This is a genomic window from Vibrio nigripulchritudo (assembly GCF_027924785.1).
Classification (GTDB): Bacteria; Pseudomonadota; Gammaproteobacteria; order Enterobacterales; family Vibrionaceae; genus Vibrio; species Vibrio nigripulchritudo.
Genome location: NZ_AP027050.1, coordinates 1,892,069 through 1,908,051, shown reverse-complemented (window position 1 = coordinate 1,908,051; position 15,983 = coordinate 1,892,069). Strand labels below are relative to the sequence as shown.

General features: G+C 47.2%; 14 protein-coding genes. 5 read left to right on the top strand and 9 right to left on the bottom strand.

Annotation, left to right across the window (positions count from 1 at the left end):
- Positions 1-24: 24 nt before the first annotated feature.
- From QMG91_RS26855 to QMG91_RS26840, 4 genes are all read left to right on the top strand, one after another.
- On the top strand, positions 25-711 hold the full coding sequence (locus QMG91_RS26855; protein ID WP_281831088.1) for a hypothetical protein: 687 nt from the start codon (positions 25-27) through the stop codon (positions 709-711).
- Positions 712-734: 23 nt separating this feature from the next.
- A complete protein-coding gene (locus QMG91_RS26850) occupies positions 735-1,127 on the top strand; it encodes a DUF3224 domain-containing protein (RefSeq protein ID WP_004402801.1) in 393 nt (130 codons plus the stop codon).
- A gap of 112 nt (positions 1,128-1,239) precedes the next feature.
- On the top strand, positions 1,240-2,466 hold the full coding sequence (gltS, locus tag QMG91_RS26845) for a sodium/glutamate symporter (RefSeq protein WP_200767954.1): 1,227 nt from the start codon (positions 1,240-1,242) through the stop codon (positions 2,464-2,466).
- Positions 2,467-2,743: 277 nt separating this feature from the next.
- A complete protein-coding gene (locus QMG91_RS26840) occupies positions 2,744-4,651 on the top strand; it encodes a methyl-accepting chemotaxis protein (RefSeq protein ID WP_022591468.1) in 1,908 nt (635 codons plus the stop codon).
- 44 nt (positions 4,652-4,695) lie between these two features.
- Here QMG91_RS26840 and QMG91_RS26835 read toward each other — a convergent pair whose 3' ends face one another.
- Genes QMG91_RS26835 through QMG91_RS26815 form a run of 5 tightly spaced genes read right to left on the bottom strand, consistent with a single transcriptional unit; the run spans position 4,696 to position 11,280 of the window.
- Positions 4,696-5,628, bottom strand: a complete 933-nt coding sequence (locus QMG91_RS26835) for a polymorphic toxin type 4 domain-containing protein (RefSeq protein ID WP_281831087.1) — start codon at positions 5,626-5,628, stop codon at positions 4,696-4,698.
- Complete coding sequence (locus QMG91_RS26830) at positions 5,621-7,057, bottom strand: phage tail family protein (RefSeq protein WP_281831086.1); 1,437 nt, start codon at positions 7,055-7,057, stop codon at positions 5,621-5,623. Before QMG91_RS26830 ends, QMG91_RS26835 begins: the two co-directional genes overlap by 8 nt.
- Positions 7,058-7,063: 6 nt before the next feature.
- Complete coding sequence (locus QMG91_RS26825; RefSeq protein WP_281870286.1) at positions 7,064-10,414, bottom strand: hypothetical protein; 3,351 nt, start codon at positions 10,412-10,414, stop codon at positions 7,064-7,066.
- A 47-nt stretch (positions 10,415-10,461) separates the two neighbouring features.
- Entirely contained in the window at positions 10,462-10,794 is a 333-nt protein-coding gene (locus QMG91_RS26820) for a hypothetical protein (RefSeq protein WP_281831084.1), read from the bottom strand.
- 15 nt (positions 10,795-10,809) lie between these two features.
- The gene (locus tag QMG91_RS26815; RefSeq protein WP_281831083.1) at positions 10,810-11,280 is read right to left on the bottom strand and encodes a hypothetical protein; all 471 of its coding nucleotides are present in this window, start codon (positions 11,278-11,280) and stop codon (positions 10,810-10,812) included.
- A 250-nt stretch (positions 11,281-11,530) separates the two neighbouring features.
- Here QMG91_RS26815 and QMG91_RS26810 point away from each other — a divergent pair, with 250 nt between their 5' ends.
- On the top strand, positions 11,531-12,310 hold the full coding sequence (locus tag QMG91_RS26810) for a carbon-nitrogen hydrolase family protein (protein ID WP_281831082.1): 780 nt from the start codon (positions 11,531-11,533) through the stop codon (positions 12,308-12,310).
- On the opposite strand, the gene QMG91_RS26805 is transcribed toward QMG91_RS26810, so the two are convergent.
- From QMG91_RS26805 to QMG91_RS26790, 4 genes are read right to left on the bottom strand one after another with little or no spacing between them, the layout of a single operon-like run.
- On the bottom strand, positions 12,307-13,224 hold the full coding sequence (locus QMG91_RS26805; RefSeq protein WP_281831081.1) for a 5-oxoprolinase subunit C family protein: 918 nt from the start codon (positions 13,222-13,224) through the stop codon (positions 12,307-12,309). The two genes, QMG91_RS26810 and QMG91_RS26805, sit on opposite strands and share 4 nt — an antisense overlap.
- Positions 13,214-13,906: a 5-oxoprolinase subunit PxpB gene (gene pxpB / locus QMG91_RS26800; RefSeq protein WP_281831080.1), complete on the bottom strand. Its 693-nt coding sequence runs from the start codon at positions 13,904-13,906 to the stop codon at positions 13,214-13,216. The genes QMG91_RS26805 and pxpB overlap by 11 nt, the downstream gene beginning before the upstream one ends.
- A complete protein-coding gene (locus tag QMG91_RS26795) occupies positions 13,906-14,640 on the bottom strand; it encodes a 5-oxoprolinase subunit PxpA (RefSeq protein ID WP_281831079.1) in 735 nt (244 codons plus the stop codon). The genes pxpB and QMG91_RS26795 overlap by 1 nt, the downstream gene beginning before the upstream one ends.
- A 25-nt stretch (positions 14,641-14,665) precedes the next feature.
- The gene (locus QMG91_RS26790; RefSeq protein WP_022612160.1) at positions 14,666-15,973 is read right to left on the bottom strand and encodes a TRAP transporter large permease; all 1,308 of its coding nucleotides are present in this window, start codon (positions 15,971-15,973) and stop codon (positions 14,666-14,668) included.
- Positions 15,974-15,983: the final 10 nt, after the last annotated feature.

Below are 15,983 nucleotides of genomic sequence, written 5' to 3'. Positions count from 1 at the left end.
GACTATAGAAACTAGGGGACAGAAATGAACATCGACAATAAAGAGGGTTTTGTAGATACGTTTCTTGAGCATTATCTCGACAGGGGTTTTGGTAGCCTGTCAAAAAGCGAAATTGATATCTTGGTGATGTACCTGTTGTTGGAACACAGCGACCTAAAACACAAATCCAATTTCGAGTTGAGTTTACAACTTCAAATTACCGAGTCGCGCATCAAGACCATCAAACACAAAGCCAAGTTGCTGTTTCTGGACAATGCAGACGAATTCATCAAGGCGGAGTTCTTTTCATTACTGCACCAATCTAAGTTGCAAGGGGAGCGCAAACAGGGAGCGCCCGCCAAGATTGTCATGGTGATAGAAGATGCGTTTGTTAAGCAGGGTGTGCAGGCGAAATTGAAAGCTTTAGGGCACTTTGCAGACAACTCATTTAACAGCGAGATCGTAAAAATAACTCAGTCTTCATTTGTGGATCTTATCGATCACTTCTTTAGTCAAAGTGAGCGAGAAAAAATTCTGCAGGACGTGAATCAGGTGATTCCAGAAGAAGACTTCATTGATTTCAAAGCATTGTTACAAGACTTTCTATCTGGAGTGGCGACCAAATCAGGTGAGAAGGTTGTGGATTTAGGCGCTGTCTTCGCGACGGGTGGTGCAAGTGAAATTATTACACTGACCGAAACCATGAAAGCATTCTTTGGTAGTGACGAATAGGGACAATAACAGGGAGAAAACCGATGAAAATTTCGGGTGAATTTGAAGTAAAGCTAGAACCAATGGAGACATTTGCTCAGGGTGTGGATGGCGTCAACCTCGGCCGCATGTCGATTGATAAAGAATTCAAGGGTGAGCTTTCAGCGCACAGCAAAGGTGAAATGCTCAGTGCAGTGACGGCAGTAAAAGGCTCCGCAGGCTATGTCGCCATCGAGCAAGTAGTTGGAACCCTCGGTGGTAAAAAAGGAAGCTTCGTGTTGCAGCACTACGGCATTATGGCGAATGGGAGCGATTCGTTAATACTAGAAGTGGTGCCCAACTCAGGATCTGATGAGCTACAAGGGCTGGCGGGCAAAATGAATATCCGAATTGAAGAGGGTCAGCACTACTACGATTTTGAATACGACTTTGTATAAAGTGCACCTTGAATAAGTGGTAATGATACTCCACATGTTGCCCATTAAATTAGCTGTGCTAGATTAACTCCCTTAAATAAGCCTTTGAAGATGTTCATTTTAGGGAGAAAGCATGAACTACGTAGATGGAGTGCTACAGGTAGAATCATTTCTGGCGGTGACTCTGGGAATCATTGTTCTGTTCTTGGGTCGTCGCCTGACTCAGGCGAGCCACTGGCTAAGGGAATTCAGCATCCCTGAACCTGTCTCCGGGGGCATTTTGATCTCCGTTCTTTTTGCTATTCTGCACTACGTGACTCAAGTGGATGTCGAATTCGATCTGGCGGCGCGTGACCTTCTGCTTGTTTACTTCTTCACCACTATCGGCATCAATGCCAGTCTGAAAGATCTCTTCAAAGGTGGGAAACCACTTATCATTTTGCTTACCATCACGATAGGGTACATGTTTATCCAGAACCTAACGGGTATTGGCATTGCGACCATGTTGGGGCAGCCGGATATCGTGGGCTTGTTGAGTGGTACGGTTTCACTGATAGGCGGACACGGAACAGCGATTGCCTGGTCACCTAAAATTGGTGAAAGCTTCGGTTTAAACACGGCAATGGAAATAGGCATAGCCAGTGCGACTTTTGGGCTGATCTTAGCCAGTATTATGGGCGGTCCCATCGCTAAATTTCTGATTAACCGTCACAACTTAAGCCCGGCTAAAGTCGAAAAAATGGACGTCGGAACATCGGCTGACAACCCTAAACCCAGTATTAATGCGTATGACTTTCTAGATGCGGTACTGGCCATCCATATCTGTGTGATATTGGGGGCATTTCTTAATGAAGCGGTTTCAGAATTCGGACTGGATTTGCCATTGTTCGTGACTTGTCTGTTCGCGGGTATTCTTATTTCTAATCTGATTCCGGACTCTTACCCTCGCTTAACCGGAACACGTTGGCCAAAACGTACCCCAGCCATCGCCCTGATAGCCGACATTGCGCTGGGAGCATTTCTGGCGATGTCTTTAATGAGTATGCAGCTTTGGGCTTTAGTTGATTTGGCTGGACCTATTTTCGTCATCTTAGGTGCGCAGTTTGTGGTCGCAATCTGTGTCGCTATTTTTGTTGTATTTCCGCTGATGGGTAAAACCTACGATGCTGCGGTTGTTTGTGCCGGTTTTGGTGGTATTTCACTGGGGTCTACTCCGACTGCGATGGCAAATATGTCTGCCGTTGCGCAAAAATACGGAAACAGCCATCAGGCCTTCATCATAGTGCCGCTGGTCTGTGCGTTTTTTATCGACCTCGCCAACGCTTTAATCATCCCATATTTTGTCGGATTACTAAGTTGATATATTTAATTTAAAGCTCATTAGTTGTTCTAAAATTGGCCGTTTCAATAAATGAATTATGAATATGATTGGGTAAAGTTACATTTACATACAATATAGATATATTTTTACATAATCTATTTTGTATTTATAAAACATAAAGATATTAAGTTTTTTATAGTCAGAATGATAAATGTTAATGTGATGTTACTCCCAATATTTTTGCAAATAAGTACAATTCTTATCCTGTAATTATTGGCTCACCGTGAAGGTGACGAAAAAACTGACAGGTACAAGAATGATTAATTTTGGTTTTAAGCAGCGAGTCATTGCGGTAGCCGCCTTGCTGCTTGTTTTATCCCTTAGCGTTTCACTCTACATCTCATATTACTTTTTAGCTCAAGATAAGCAGCAAAGTATTGATTACAGTGCGTCTTTGAAAACAGACGCAGTCAGTAACTCTATAGAAACCTGGATGAACAATGTCAGCCGTACACTACAGAATGTTGCTCCGACTTTCGCTACAGAGTATTCAGAAGAGGATACTCAATTACTTCTTAAACAAGTGGCAGACTCTTCTCAGGTATTTGCGATTGTTGTCGGTTTTGAAAACGGCAGCGCGTTTAGTTCACGCTCAGGTAAATACGATTCAAACAGCTATGACCCGCGAGTACGTGGTTGGTACAAACAGGCAAAAGCCAAGCGCAGTACGGTAATTACAGGTATTTACCGCGGATCGTCCACCAAAAAACTCATGGTGAGTGTTGCAGAACCCTTCTACGAAGGTACTGCGTTAAAAGGTGTTCTTCTGGCCGATCTTACGTTGGAAATCATGAATGAAAGAATCAATGACAACCTTCCAGAAGGCGCCATTGCTTCGCTGTTTGACTCACAAGGTACTGTCATTGCTTCCTCGTCACCGAAAAGCACGGCGGGCGAAACCAACCTGTCTGATATTGCATCACTTGCTCCACACAAAACCACAGTTCTGAGTTCGGGTTACGGTTCATTCGTGTTCGACAGCGCGGGTCGCAATCGTATCGGTTACCACGACGAAGTTCATTTGGGTTACGGCGTTTCGTGGTATTACCTGGTAAGCGTAGATCAGGCAAAGGCATACCAGAGCCTGAGCGACCTTGTCTTCAATATGGTACTGGTGGCTGTGGGTCTAATTATTCTCTCTGTACTCGGCATCATGCTGACACTGCAGATGCTGTTTAAGCCGATGAATCGTCTGCAATCTAAAGTGGATGATCTGACAAACGGTGACGGCGATCTGACCAAGAGTATCGACGTCACTAACGAAGATGAAATTGGCAAAGTAGCCATAAGCATTAATGCTCTGATGTCGCAGCTTCAGAACCTGATTTCCGACACTAAATCGCTGGGTAAAGACATCTCGACCAGCATGACTGCGTCGGCAGAAGGTGCGAATAAAGCGCAGAGCTTTATCGCTGACCAGATGCAGGAAGTGGATCAGCTTGCTGCGGCAATTGATGAAATGTCTGTGAGCGCAAAAGAGGTGGCAAACCACTCTCAGCAAGCTTCAACAGCAATCCAAAGTGCAAACGGCAATATCGAGAAGAGTGCCGTTCTGGTAGAAGATTCAGCCCGATCTACAGATGCACTGTCTCAGAAAGTTCAGGAAGCCGTGTCTGTGGTGACGGAACTTAATCAGGCGACCAAACGAATTGAGTCTGTGCTTGAAGTGATCAACGACATTGCAGATCAGACCAACCTACTGGCGCTGAATGCCGCGATTGAAGCTGCAAGGGCGGGTGCGTCGGGTCGCGGGTTTGCCGTAGTGGCGGATGAAGTACGAACTCTGGCTCAGAGAACTCAGGCTTCAACAGAAGAAATTGGCACCATGATTGATGAGCTTCAGGCGGGGTCGAAATCGGCATTGGTGGTCATGGAATCAAGCCAGAAAGAAGTGGTTCAGACTTTGCAGCATTCGCAAGATGCGGACTCAGCTCTGCAAGCGATCCGCCAGGCAATGGGACAGATCACCGATATGATTCATCAGATCGCATCTGCCGCAGAGCAACAAAGCATTGTAAGTGAAGAGGTCAACCGTAATGCTCAGAAAACCAAAGACATTTCTGTGAATGTTTCTGACTTTATGGGCAACCTGACGGGTTCAATCAGTGAGCAGCAAAAAGTGGTTGAGGAGCAGGACAAATTGCTGAGCCGCTTTAAGGTTTAGATCTTAACTGACTGAAATCAGAAGGCACGCTATGGCGTGCCTTTTTAAATTTCGGTTAACAGAGATTGATCTTTATCTATCAAGACCTTGCTCTCTGGTGGTTCGGAGATTGACGCAACAAATCTTCCTACAATTTTTCTGCCATCTTTGGCTTCGTAGGTCACTTCGTAAAACACATCTGATATGAGCAGTTCCCCTTTTCCTGGGCTCAAATTGCTCTTGCCTTTCGGGGGATGACTCAATGCCCTGCAATGACAAAATACTTTTCTTCCTTCGTGTTGGGCAAGTAACTGTAAGTCCCGGATAAACATTTCAATACCAAACCCCTGCACTTCCTGATTGAGTGCTTTGGGGGCGTACATCAAGCCAAGTTTGGCTTCATCACCAAAGCCATGTCCCCAGAGGTGCGCTCTCTCAAAGCCTTTGAGAGAATGCCCGTTGTAACGCTTTTTGGAGGGGGAGGGCAGTTCATCTTTAAAATCCATGCCTTTTTCCCCTCTTATTGATGAAATAGAGGGTTTGACTTCCCCTGCAATGTCGAATTGAACCTGTTTGTTGGGGAAAATGATCGCTCGCATCTCTTGTATTGCACCAGTGAGTCGGGTTTGTGCCCATTTTTTCTGGTCCAGTTTCATTGATAGCCAAATCTTGGCATTCTTCGGAGCAGCAGGAAGCCAGTCGCCTTTATCTTTAATATCGAGGATGGCTTTAACGGGCTTGGTAGCGCTATTCAGCATTTTCTTAGCACGCAAATATGCCCCTCTTTTTTTTGCTGCTTTCAGGGCATCGGAATATTCAGAAACGGCTTTGCTCATGCCTTTGGTTGAGGCATTTTTCGACTTCATCAGTCGCTTTCTTAAGGACATGGTAATGGTGTCCAGAGCAATGACGATCTTAGAAATCTTGAGCGGAGGGGTAAGGTCTAACGCTTTAGCCACTTTTCTGCCAGCGACACCTTTTTGTACTTTGCTAGCCATTCATTTTCGCCATTTTCTGGAAGAACTTGCTGGTGAGATCCGCTGCTTCGTTGGCAACACCAGAGATTTTGGAAAACTTTAATGGGGGAAAGAACATTTCAACCAGGTTGTAGACAAGGTAGCCAAAGTAGTAGCCAGAAGCGGCAGGGGTTCGGGATATCGCGTCTCCAATAGCGAACATCAGCTCATCACTGGTTTCCGTAAAGAACGTTTTTACCTCTGGGTAGAGTTCTTCGGTGAAAAGGTACCACAAGTTGTCCCACGGAATTTTGCGCAACACCGCGATGAAATCATCTGCGACTTCCAACATAAGATTGAAGGCATCACCCAGTTTTCCACCATGTTTAAATGCGCCAATGATCAATTGTAAAATTAGGGAAAGGGTATCAATAAAGCCAAGAATAGAGTCCACAATACCGTCCCATACCCCACCAAAAAAACCGATAAAGGTATCAATGCTTTCGTTGAAATCAGGGCGGTTTTTATCCATCCAGAGTAAAGCACTTTTGGCATGGGCAAGAAAAGAAGCAAACCCCGCCTTAAATCGCTTGAGTAGAAGGGTGAGTGATACCACCAACCCTTCTGCAAATTCGATTGCATCATCCAGTGTGTCCACAATGCCTTTGAATATATCGATGATGGCATCCATTGCACCTACCACCCAGCTTTCGAGCTCCTTTAGCGCGTAATCAATGGCAGACTGTATGTCACTGATCACCGACTCCATGGCGACTAGCATCCTGTTCATACCATTATTGATGGTTTCACCCGCCTCCCGAACCATCTGGTTGAAATCCGCCGGACGCTCTTTTGGATGCCAGAGCTCTCTGGGCACGTGAAGATCGGACACCAGATCCTTGCTAAACCCGTCTAATATCTTGGAGAGCGACTCTAGCGATTCCACAATAAATAACTTGAAATCACTTTCCTCCGATTGTTCTCCGTTTTCAGAATCTTGCCCATCATTTTTTAAATCCAGCAGAGTCACCAAACTGGTGGTGGCTTTGCCATCAAACATCTCAACAAAGATGGGCAAAAGATGAATAAGGCGACCACTCATACCCATGGAGTGCTCAAGTCGCTCGCCGGGCACGGTTAAGATGAAGAGTGAATTGGAAAGTACATCCCCTTCGTTAACTTCCGCGTAAATGGTGCCATCGGCTGCTGTATTGCCTTGCTTGTGGTAGTGAGCAAGTAACTCAACCGCGCTGCTCCCAAGATAGATATCGTATTCATAACTTTCGCCGGGCTGCAGATTATTCAGCTTTCCCAAATACGGCACTTCGAGCACTTCGGGCGTATATGTCACCCGAAGCCTGAGCATTTTGGTTTTCCCCGGATTCAGAATGGTGTAATCACATCGTCCGGATACTGGCTGCTCTGACATCATTTTGTCGGCATAGTGATGAAGTCGCTGGTGTTCGTTCATAGCGAATTAGACTTCACTGTCGTCGTTAGACGCCGGTAACGGGGCGAGTCGGCTGTCACCCTGACCAATGCCTTCGCCATCAATACAAGGCAGACCGTTTCCAACCATGGCAGCCGCCTGATCCTGCACGATGGTAAGGTTAGTCGGCACCTTAGTATCCCAGGTTTCGGTGATGGTCGTTTCCTCTGCCTGCGACACTTCCTGAGCGATAGAAAGGTACAGGTCGTTCTCAGAATCCATCACTAAGCCCTGACCAAACCAGACCTGTCCGGTTTGCAGATAGTAGGTGACGGCATCTTCAAACCCCGGTCGCAAAGGCACCACAACCCGCGCCATTCCAGAGGTGATAAAGGCGTTGAACTTACGATTTTTGGTGACTTGCGCACTGAGTTTCGCCGTCCAGTCCCGCTTCTTCGCGTAGTAGTAGGGATACAGATGGTAGGCCATGTCATCCCAGTCAAACGCCTGCTCGAAAAAGCGCACCATTTCGCTGTGTTTGTCGAGCTTGTCAGACAAACGCAATTTGGGCAGCTTGCCTTCTCGTTCAATGTAATGATTCTTTGCAACCTTGATATTAAAGGGTTCCTGAATCATATACATGGCGAGCTGACGCAACTCTTTTTGGATGATTTCGTTTTTGAATCTCGGGTTGGTGTTCGCGCTGCCGAGTTGAGCCTCATGCCGCTCCTTTTCTTCGTCATATTGCGCTTTCTGTTCGCGGTAGGCATCCATAATGTCGTTAAATGCCCGCAACTGCCATTCTCGATAAATACGTCTTCTGAGTCGGCAGTGCACTTCCACATGGCAAGTAAACGAACGGTGGTACCAAGGTAGAATCACCGAAACTGGAAGCAAGGTGCTAACGCTCGGCTCGAAGTAGCGTTCGGCTTGAATTTCTCCGCTCACAGATTCGCTCGGAATGGGGTCAGTGCCGAGTTTTACGTAAAAACCAACGGTAAAAGGAATAGCATCGGCGCTCTCTTCCACAGGTTGATGCCGAGTTGCATCTAAGAAACCGGGGGTTCCTTGCGTTGATACTTTAGCAAAGTAAGCGGTGTAGTTTTCAGGGATTTCGACTTCGTACGTTGAGGTAAGCACATCCTCGTAAGGAACATTATTTAAGTCTATCGGTTCGGCCAACGGCGGTTTGCTCTCGGAAAACCCACGCATCAAGGTGATTTGGTGCGGGGGCGGTGCTTCAATCGAAATACCGTAACGGGCTGCCAGCTTTCGATAGTTATTACGGGTAACATCGTTTGGCACCTTCACTCCAAAGCGTTTTGGCTTTTTAGGGGCACGTTTGGTGAAATCATCTTCAGGCACAGCCAACTCCTGAGCTTGAATGAAGCGCTTGGCTGGCTCTGGAATACTGAATTCAATCAGGGCACGCTGGCCAACATGAACCAGACGGTGGCGATAGATTTTATCCAGCCAGCGATAAATGCCAAACACATGGTCTTCGCCTGCTCGGTTATCTAATCCGTGCTTGTTGATTTCTTCATACTGATGCTGGCGCAGCTCTCGTCTTTTGCTGGTGGTTTTAGACATGATTTTTTGCTGCACGCGCTCGGTGACACTTTGAGCGTACTGCAAGGCTTGAGAACGGCTTTCCTGCCGGGAGTGAGAAGTCGCAAACGTCATTGCTGTATTGGCATAAAACTGCAAATACTTAGGACCACCCGACACCCCCGCATTCACGTTAATGTTGCGTGAGGAGTCCTGTTCTAACACTTCTTCAACCGCAGAGCTGATCTCGTGTCTTGTTGTGCTTTCTAAATCCGATTGCTGCTCGTAGGCACTTTCGCTGGTCGCTTCGGTTTCAATTTCTGTCACATCCAAACGACGAGTTGTGCGCTCTTTGTATTCTCGTGCTAACAGGTTTTCAGTTCGGGACGGTTCTCCCGCTTCGATACACGCCAGTTCCTGTTCCACTCGATAAAAATCCACCATGCCAATTTGGTTTACCCCAAACAAGGTGGGAGGAGGTGTACCAAGTTCGTCCAGCCCTTCCGGTACCCATGGCAGAGTCGTTGATCCGGTCTGAAGCTGGCTGACTAACATCGTCGGCATAATAGTGGCAGTTTGAGAACCGGCAGTAGTCAGGTGCAGATCAACGTTCACTGGCTGGCGAGAAGAATCAGGTAAGTCAAACCTGAAAGTCTGGAAGCCACCGACACGTTCGGGCAAAGGTTCACCGCGTAATGTACGACCGTTGATCTGGACCTCTGCATTGCTGAGCATCGGATCACCCTGATCTCTGAAATAAGTCACATGAAGCTGCGATTCTCCTTCTTCTTCCGAGATCCCGGCCATAACGGCTCTGTTAGGAATGCGCTCTTCGACTGCGATCTCCGTGCCCATAACCAGAATGGTGCTTTCCTGCTCGATTTCATCATCATCTTCATCGGCTAATGTAAGTTCGGCATCCTCCGACTCCCCTTCCACCATACTGAGTAATTCATGGGCATCCGCAGCATCCATAGATAAACGTTGAAATGTACGAGTTTGGGAAGAAGAAAGGCTTAGCGATAAATCGTCGAGTGAAACAGCAGCAGGTTGAAACACAGCCGTAGAGATATTTGCGGTTGCAATTGTGCTGGTGGTACTCGTTGCCGAGGTAGCTGGTGTAGAAGGAGAAGTAGGCTGTTGCCGAGATCGCCCAATCCTTTTTACCTCGCGTCGGATTTGATCTTTTAGCTGACGAGTCTGTACTAACTTATCTGCGCGGATGTTTCGTTTATGAATGTTTTCCAGCAATCGGTGTTGCACTGTCGTGAGCCCAAAATCAGGTTCAGTACTGACGCGGTTATCGACAATCGCTGAAATCACTGCTCTGGCATTTTTTGCCAATGTTAGCCTTCGGTGGATCTGTGCCTCTTCAAGGGAGTCGTCACCCCTTACATCTCGGTGAACCCTAAGGAAATGGTCACAGGAGATAATCGCAAGAATGTGTTCTATGGTGACCTGGCTATATTCCACCCAAAGGCGGTGAATCAGATTATCCCACAATAAACTTTGCTCGGTAGGCGACAGCATACTGGGAGCAGCACTGGTTATCGCATCGTCGATATCATCAAAAGAGGTTCGATAACGTTCGTCGTGTACCTCTCTGTGGAACTGAATCAGGCTTGCGAACTGAATTTGCAACTGTGCCAGAGAACGCAGATTTTGAAAGCTGTCGCTTAGTGAACGCGCTGCTGCCTGCATGCGTTGTGAGCTGGAAGTGGGAAGCTGCGATAAATAGTGCGTGGCAGCATGCGCGTTAGCTGTCAGCCGAATGGCGAAATCCCGTTCATCCTGATGGCTGATCGTTTGGTGGTTTCTCGGTGTGGAGAAACTGAACACTGGATCTTTCATATCCCTGTACCGTGACGTTGTGTGAAGTTTTTATAAAACTTACGGTATCAGGGTTGGTTAATTATTAACCGTTTCGAATGTGAGAAATGTTGAATGTATGACCAGTTGATTGGGTAGTTGTCGTAATCGACTTTATTGTAAGTGCCTGAATCAATTTTGATTGTGTGAAACTCAGCATCGCCTTCTGTATTTATAAAGTTCACCGCAATCCAGACCTGCCCATTTTCATCTATGGAATCGACCTCCCATAAATGGTCGGTATGGATCAGCTTGGAATAGATCTTGGAAGTGGTATACAAATCATGATTTGGGTTTTCAGCGGCTTCTGCTAAATCTCTCGGTAAGGTATGAACCTGAACGAGGTAACTGACGGTTTTCATTTCGTATCCACTAAGCTAGAAAAATGGCAATGCATCGATAGGCTCATAATCAGGCAATTTTCCTTCGCCAAAAGTCATGTTACCGTTCACACAATCCAGTTCAGCAATCACATCCTTCCCTTTGCTGACGATGATCCCCGCTTCCGTCAGGTGCTCATAACTGCCGTCTTCGAGCCTTTCTCCACGCATACTTCGACTGAAAACCGTGTACCCGTACGGACCGTTTTCAAACAACAGATACCCTGCGCCACCACCACTGTAACCCTCGTGGTATTTGGTGACTGGTGATTCAATCTCCATTTCAATTTTCTCGGGTGTGCCAAAACGGTAGGTAATGGTGTCTTCGCTTGCAGTGCAGACAGACACACTTTTCTTACCAAAGCTGCACTGTTGGATCATCTGCTGTTCCGACTTACATAAGTTAGCAGCCATAGTGGTGGACAAAACAGGCAGTGAAAGAAACAGCACCAAAACTCGTTTAAACATACAAACACCCATCAGAGTAAAGAACATCGAATTATAGGCGATTTGTTGCTCGGTTTATGCCGAGTTTCTGAACGAATTGCAGGCTTTGTTCAGGCAGCGCTAGAGGTGCTGGAAAGTCAATCTGTATCTGGCTGATTGTAGGTGGTTTCTTCTATGTTTGAGCCATGCTTAGCAAGTTAATAATGTCAATTCTGGCGCATAACATACTTGTCGATAATATCCCCAACCTTGGAGAAAGAAAGGTTGTTATATGAGATGTATTGTCGCGCAAATGTGGATGCAGCAAGATGCCCAGTCTCAAATTGAATTGGTTCAGAATCTGGTCATTCAAGGTGCAAAGCAGGGGTATCGTATTTTCGTATTCCCCGAACTTGCTGTCCCCGGCTTTAATCGCAAAGTGGTGGATTTGGCCACTCCAGAAAATTGCCATAAATGGGAAGTGCTTCTGTCTGAGTTGGCTCAAAAACATCAGGTTCACTTGTTTGTGGGAATGCCCAGAATCGATGGTTCTGATGTATACAATTCCTACTTCTGTTTTGCGCCAAGCGGCAAAAAAGTGTGTGTCTGGGACAAAATAGGGCTTACCCCAAGCGAGCAAACATTTTTTACTCCGGGCAATAATCGCCCTGTGATGCAAATTGAGGGGATAACCTTATCAGTCGTGCTATGTCGAGAAGTCTTGGATTTAAAAGAGGTTGAGGCTGAACTGTCGAATTCTGGTGTCGATCTGATCTTATGGCCAAGTTACATTGGCTATGACACGCAAAAAAGCACGAATGGATCTGAAGGTCCAGTTTACGAACGTGAAGCCAAGGCGATGGCTAAGCGTTTAAGTGCCATGATGATTCAGTGCAATTGGCCAAACGGTACCAATGTGCCTGATGCGAAGAATATGGGCGGCAGCAAAGTCATTTCTGCAGACGGAGAAGAGGTGTACCAAGCCCTGTATGACAAGCCAGAAGTCTTTGCCGTTCATCTAGCAAAGACGTCTGAAATAGCGGTGGAAATCTTATCTGATTTTACATACTAGGCTTGTATCACACGGTTAAAGATGACTCTTTGTGCCTCGGCTTCCCCGACATCCATAATAGAGAAACTGACAGGGGAACCCGGAGCTCTTTGCGCCAGTTGTCCTGTGCCTAAAGCGCTCAGTGAACCAATTTTCGGATAGCCACCAATGGTTTGCCGGTCTCTCATTAAGACGATGGGTTGTCCGTCTTTGGGGATCTGGATGGCACCATAAGCGATGCCTTCAGAAACAATGCCGTCTCTCTCCCCGTGAATCGGTTTCCCTGTAAGGCGATAACCCATGCGGTCAATATTTTGTGATACTTCGTAAGTGCTTGAAAGCATGGTCATCAGCGCACTTTTCGGGAAAGATGCGCTTTGATATCCCAACATCACACCCAGCTCAAGAGGGGTGTTGTAATCCGGAATCGCCCATTTTGGCGTGCGGGATTTAATGTCTTTACGGGAGGCATTAAAATGGAGCACGTCCCCCTCTTTTAACGGCTGACCTTGAGTCAGTCCCCCAATTTTTTCCCGTGGAACAGAGGCAACGCTGCCTAATGTTTCTGCCAGTTGAAAGCCTCCGACAACCGCCAAATACGCGCGAAGCCCGCTGACTGGAGCATCAAAACTCAGAGTGTCACCCTTTTTAACCGCGTAAGTGTGCCAGGGGAGGATTTTCTGGTCATTCAGGCGCGCATTCAAGTCAGCACCAGTTAAGGCGACGCAGGTATTGGCACTGGCCTGAAGTTCAAGTTTTCCCAGCGTAATTTCAAGCTGGGGGGCGTTTAACTCGTTGTCGAGTAACCGATTTGCCCAGCAAAATGCATGTTCATCCATGGGACCCCCAGTGGTGATACCCATGTGTTGGTAACCATAGCGTCCTAAGTCCTGAATTAAGGTAAGAAATCCGGGCTTGATGACATTAAAGCTCATCGAAACTGCCTCCTAATTCCAGAAATTCCGGTTTAGACACTGACCGAAACCGGACGTAGTCGCCGACTGCAACTTTGGCGAGTCCGTCACTTTCCCAATCGATCATTTTGGTGGGGGTTCGCCCAATGATCTGCCAACCACCGGGGGTTGGACTGGGGTAAATAGCGGTTTGGTTGTCGGCAATCCCGACACTGCCTGTTGGAACCTTTAATCGTGGAGTTGACTTGCGTGGTGTGGCAATGCGCTCATCAGTTGTGCCTAAATACGCAAAGCCCGGGCTAAATCCTATCGCATATACCTGATACAGCTTTTCGCTATGAATTTGAATTACCTGATCTCGACCTAGCCCATTGTGTTCGCATACCTCCTCGATATCGAGCGAGACTTCTTCGCCGTAGTAAACGGGCAGATCAATCACGTTGGATGCCTGAGTATTGGTATGAGCCGACTTGATGCCTCGCAATACTTTTTTTAACTGTGCGATGATGGTGAATCGGTCGGTTTTATTTACGTCATAGCACACCAAAATCGAGGTGTATGACGGAATGATATCGACGATCTGGTCACTCAGCTTTTGACGAAGACGACCGATTGCCCAACTGACCTTTTGGGCGGTTTGTTCACTGATGGTATCTCCAAAATAAACGATGCAAGTCATTTCGTTGACAGCTTCAATCCGCATTAGGCAGACCTCCTCATCACAGCCGCCGCTTGGCAAACACTTGCTGCATGTTCGCCGTCTCCGTGAACGCATATGGTATCGACGTCAATCGCAAGTTTTTTCCCCGTAATGGTGGTCACGCAGCCTTCTTCCATGATCTGGCAGATCTGGTTCCGAATGCTCGTGAAGTCGTGGTAAACCGAGCCGTTCATAGTGCGGGGCACCAGGTAGCCATCGTCGTTGTATGCACGATCGGAAAAGGCTTCAAACCAAACTTCGATGCCATGCTCATGTGCCATGGTGCGAATGATGTCGTTGTTGGGTGTAGCCATCACCACTAATGGGCAAAGTGGACGCACTTTACGTACCGTTTTCATGATGGTGGATAGCATCTGCTTGTCTTTCATCATTTGGTTATACATGGCGCCATGGGGTTTGATGTAGCTGACTTCTGTGCCGTATTTCTGACAAATCGCATCCAATGCTCCAATTTGATAAATCAGCATGGCTTCGAGTTCGTCGGGCTGGCAGTGCATGTTTCTGCGACCAAACCCCACTAAATCGGGGTATCCGGGATGGGCACCAATCTCGACAGTGTTTTCTACCGCCAGTCTTACGGTAGTGTCCATCGTTAGCGGGTCTGAGGCGTGAAAACCACACGCAATATTAGCCATATCGATAAACGGCATGACGTCAGAATCCTGTCCTTTGGCCCAACAGCCAAAGGACTCACCCATATCACAATTTAGTTTCATTGGTTTTTCTCTTAAATAACGCTCGTTATCTTTGTGTCATGGTGGTGGGCAGGTAAGTGACGATGTCTGGGAATATCGTGATCAACACCAGCCCAATTAGTATCAGTAAGAAGAAAGGCAAAGCTGCTCGGGCGACATACAAAATGTCTTTTCCGGTAAGCGCTTGAATGACAAATAAGTTAAACCCAACAGGCGGTGTAATTTGAGACATTTCCACCACCAGTACGATGAAAATACCAAACCACAATAAGTCGATGCCCGCCTGCTGCACCATTGGCATTACAACAGCAACCGTCAGTACTACGACCGAAATGCCATCCAGAAAACAGCCGAGAATCACAAACAGCACCGTGAGGTAGAGCAGGAGTTCAAAGGGGGATAAGGTGAATGTCGCAATCCATTCCGCCAGTGCACGAGGGATACCGAGAAAGCCCATTGCTAACGTCAGGAAGTGCGCTCCGACTAGGATCAGCCCGATCATACATGAGCTTTTGACCGCCCCGAGCAAACTGTCCAGGAAGTTATCCATTGATAACGACCCCGTCGCTTTTGCCAACACGATAGCCCCGAAGACGCCCAATGCCGCTGCTTCTGTTGGTGTGGTTAATCCGCCATAAATAGAACCCAGAACGAAAAGGATCAGCCCAACGATAGGCAATAATTTCCTGAGTGCCGCCAGTTTCGCTGAAAAAGAGATTTGCTCCGAGTTATGAGCGGGTAAGCCGTCTTTATTCATTAAAGCCCAAAGTGCGGTATAGCCCATAAACATGACGACTAACATGAGCCCCGGGAGTGCCCCTGCAATGAATAAGCGACCAATGGACACTTCCGCGGCGACACCATAGACAATTAAGATGATGGAAGGAGGAATCAGTAGCCCCAAGGTGCCTGAACCCGCGAGTGTGCCAACTGCCATTTTTTCGCTGTAGCCCTGCGCTTTGAGCTCGGGCAAAGTCATACGACCAATGGTGGCAGCGGTAGCTGCAGACGATCCGGATACTGCCGCGAAAATGCCGCAACTCAGCACATTCACATGGAGCAGCTTACCTGGAAAACTGCTCAGCCATGGTGACAACCCTTTAAACAAGTCTTCCGATAATCGGGTACGGAAAAGCAATTCACCCATCCAGATAAACATGGGAAGAGCAGTCAATGACCAACTGGTGCTGCCTCCCCAACTTGAGGTAGCAAAGAGCAGCCCGATTTGCTCGTTTCCCGTTAGGTAGAGCCCAAAGACCCCAACACCGACGAGTGCTAACGACACCCAGATCCCTGCCGCGAGCATGAGAATCATCGTCAGGGCAAGAATGATAGAAATGATTGAAATGTCCATGTCGGCTTCC

Coding starts and splice junctions, on each gene's coding strand:
- pxpB (WP_281831080.1), bottom strand. CDS start 13,906: ATGCGGATTGAAGCTGTCAACGAAATGACTTGCATCGTTTATTTTGGA.
- QMG91_RS26795 (WP_281831079.1), bottom strand. CDS start 14,640: ATGAAACTAAATTGTGATATGGGTGAGTCCTTTGGCTGTTGGGCCAAA.
- QMG91_RS26855 (WP_281831088.1), top strand. CDS start 25: ATGAACATCGACAATAAAGAGGGTTTTGTAGATACGTTTCTTGAGCAT.
- QMG91_RS26840 (WP_022591468.1), top strand. CDS start 2,744: ATGATTAATTTTGGTTTTAAGCAGCGAGTCATTGCGGTAGCCGCCTTG.
- QMG91_RS26850 (WP_004402801.1), top strand. CDS start 735: ATGAAAATTTCGGGTGAATTTGAAGTAAAGCTAGAACCAATGGAGACA.
- gltS (WP_200767954.1), top strand. CDS start 1,240: ATGAACTACGTAGATGGAGTGCTACAGGTAGAATCATTTCTGGCGGTG.
- QMG91_RS26790 (WP_022612160.1), bottom strand. CDS start 15,973: ATGGACATTTCAATCATTTCTATCATTCTTGCCCTGACGATGATTCTC.
- QMG91_RS26805 (WP_281831081.1), bottom strand. CDS start 13,224: ATGAGCTTTAATGTCATCAAGCCCGGATTTCTTACCTTAATTCAGGAC.
- QMG91_RS26820 (WP_281831084.1), bottom strand. CDS start 10,794: ATGAAAACCGTCAGTTACCTCGTTCAGGTTCATACCTTACCGAGAGAT.
- QMG91_RS26835 (WP_281831087.1), bottom strand. CDS start 5,628: ATGGCTAGCAAAGTACAAAAAGGTGTCGCTGGCAGAAAAGTGGCTAAA.
- QMG91_RS26810 (WP_281831082.1), top strand. CDS start 11,531: ATGAGATGTATTGTCGCGCAAATGTGGATGCAGCAAGATGCCCAGTCT.
- QMG91_RS26830 (WP_281831086.1), bottom strand. CDS start 7,057: ATGAACGAACACCAGCGACTTCATCACTATGCCGACAAAATGATGTCA.
- QMG91_RS26825 (WP_281870286.1), bottom strand. CDS start 10,414: ATGAAAGATCCAGTGTTCAGTTTCTCCACACCGAGAAACCACCAAACG.
- QMG91_RS26815 (WP_281831083.1), bottom strand. CDS start 11,280: ATGTTTAAACGAGTTTTGGTGCTGTTTCTTTCACTGCCTGTTTTGTCC.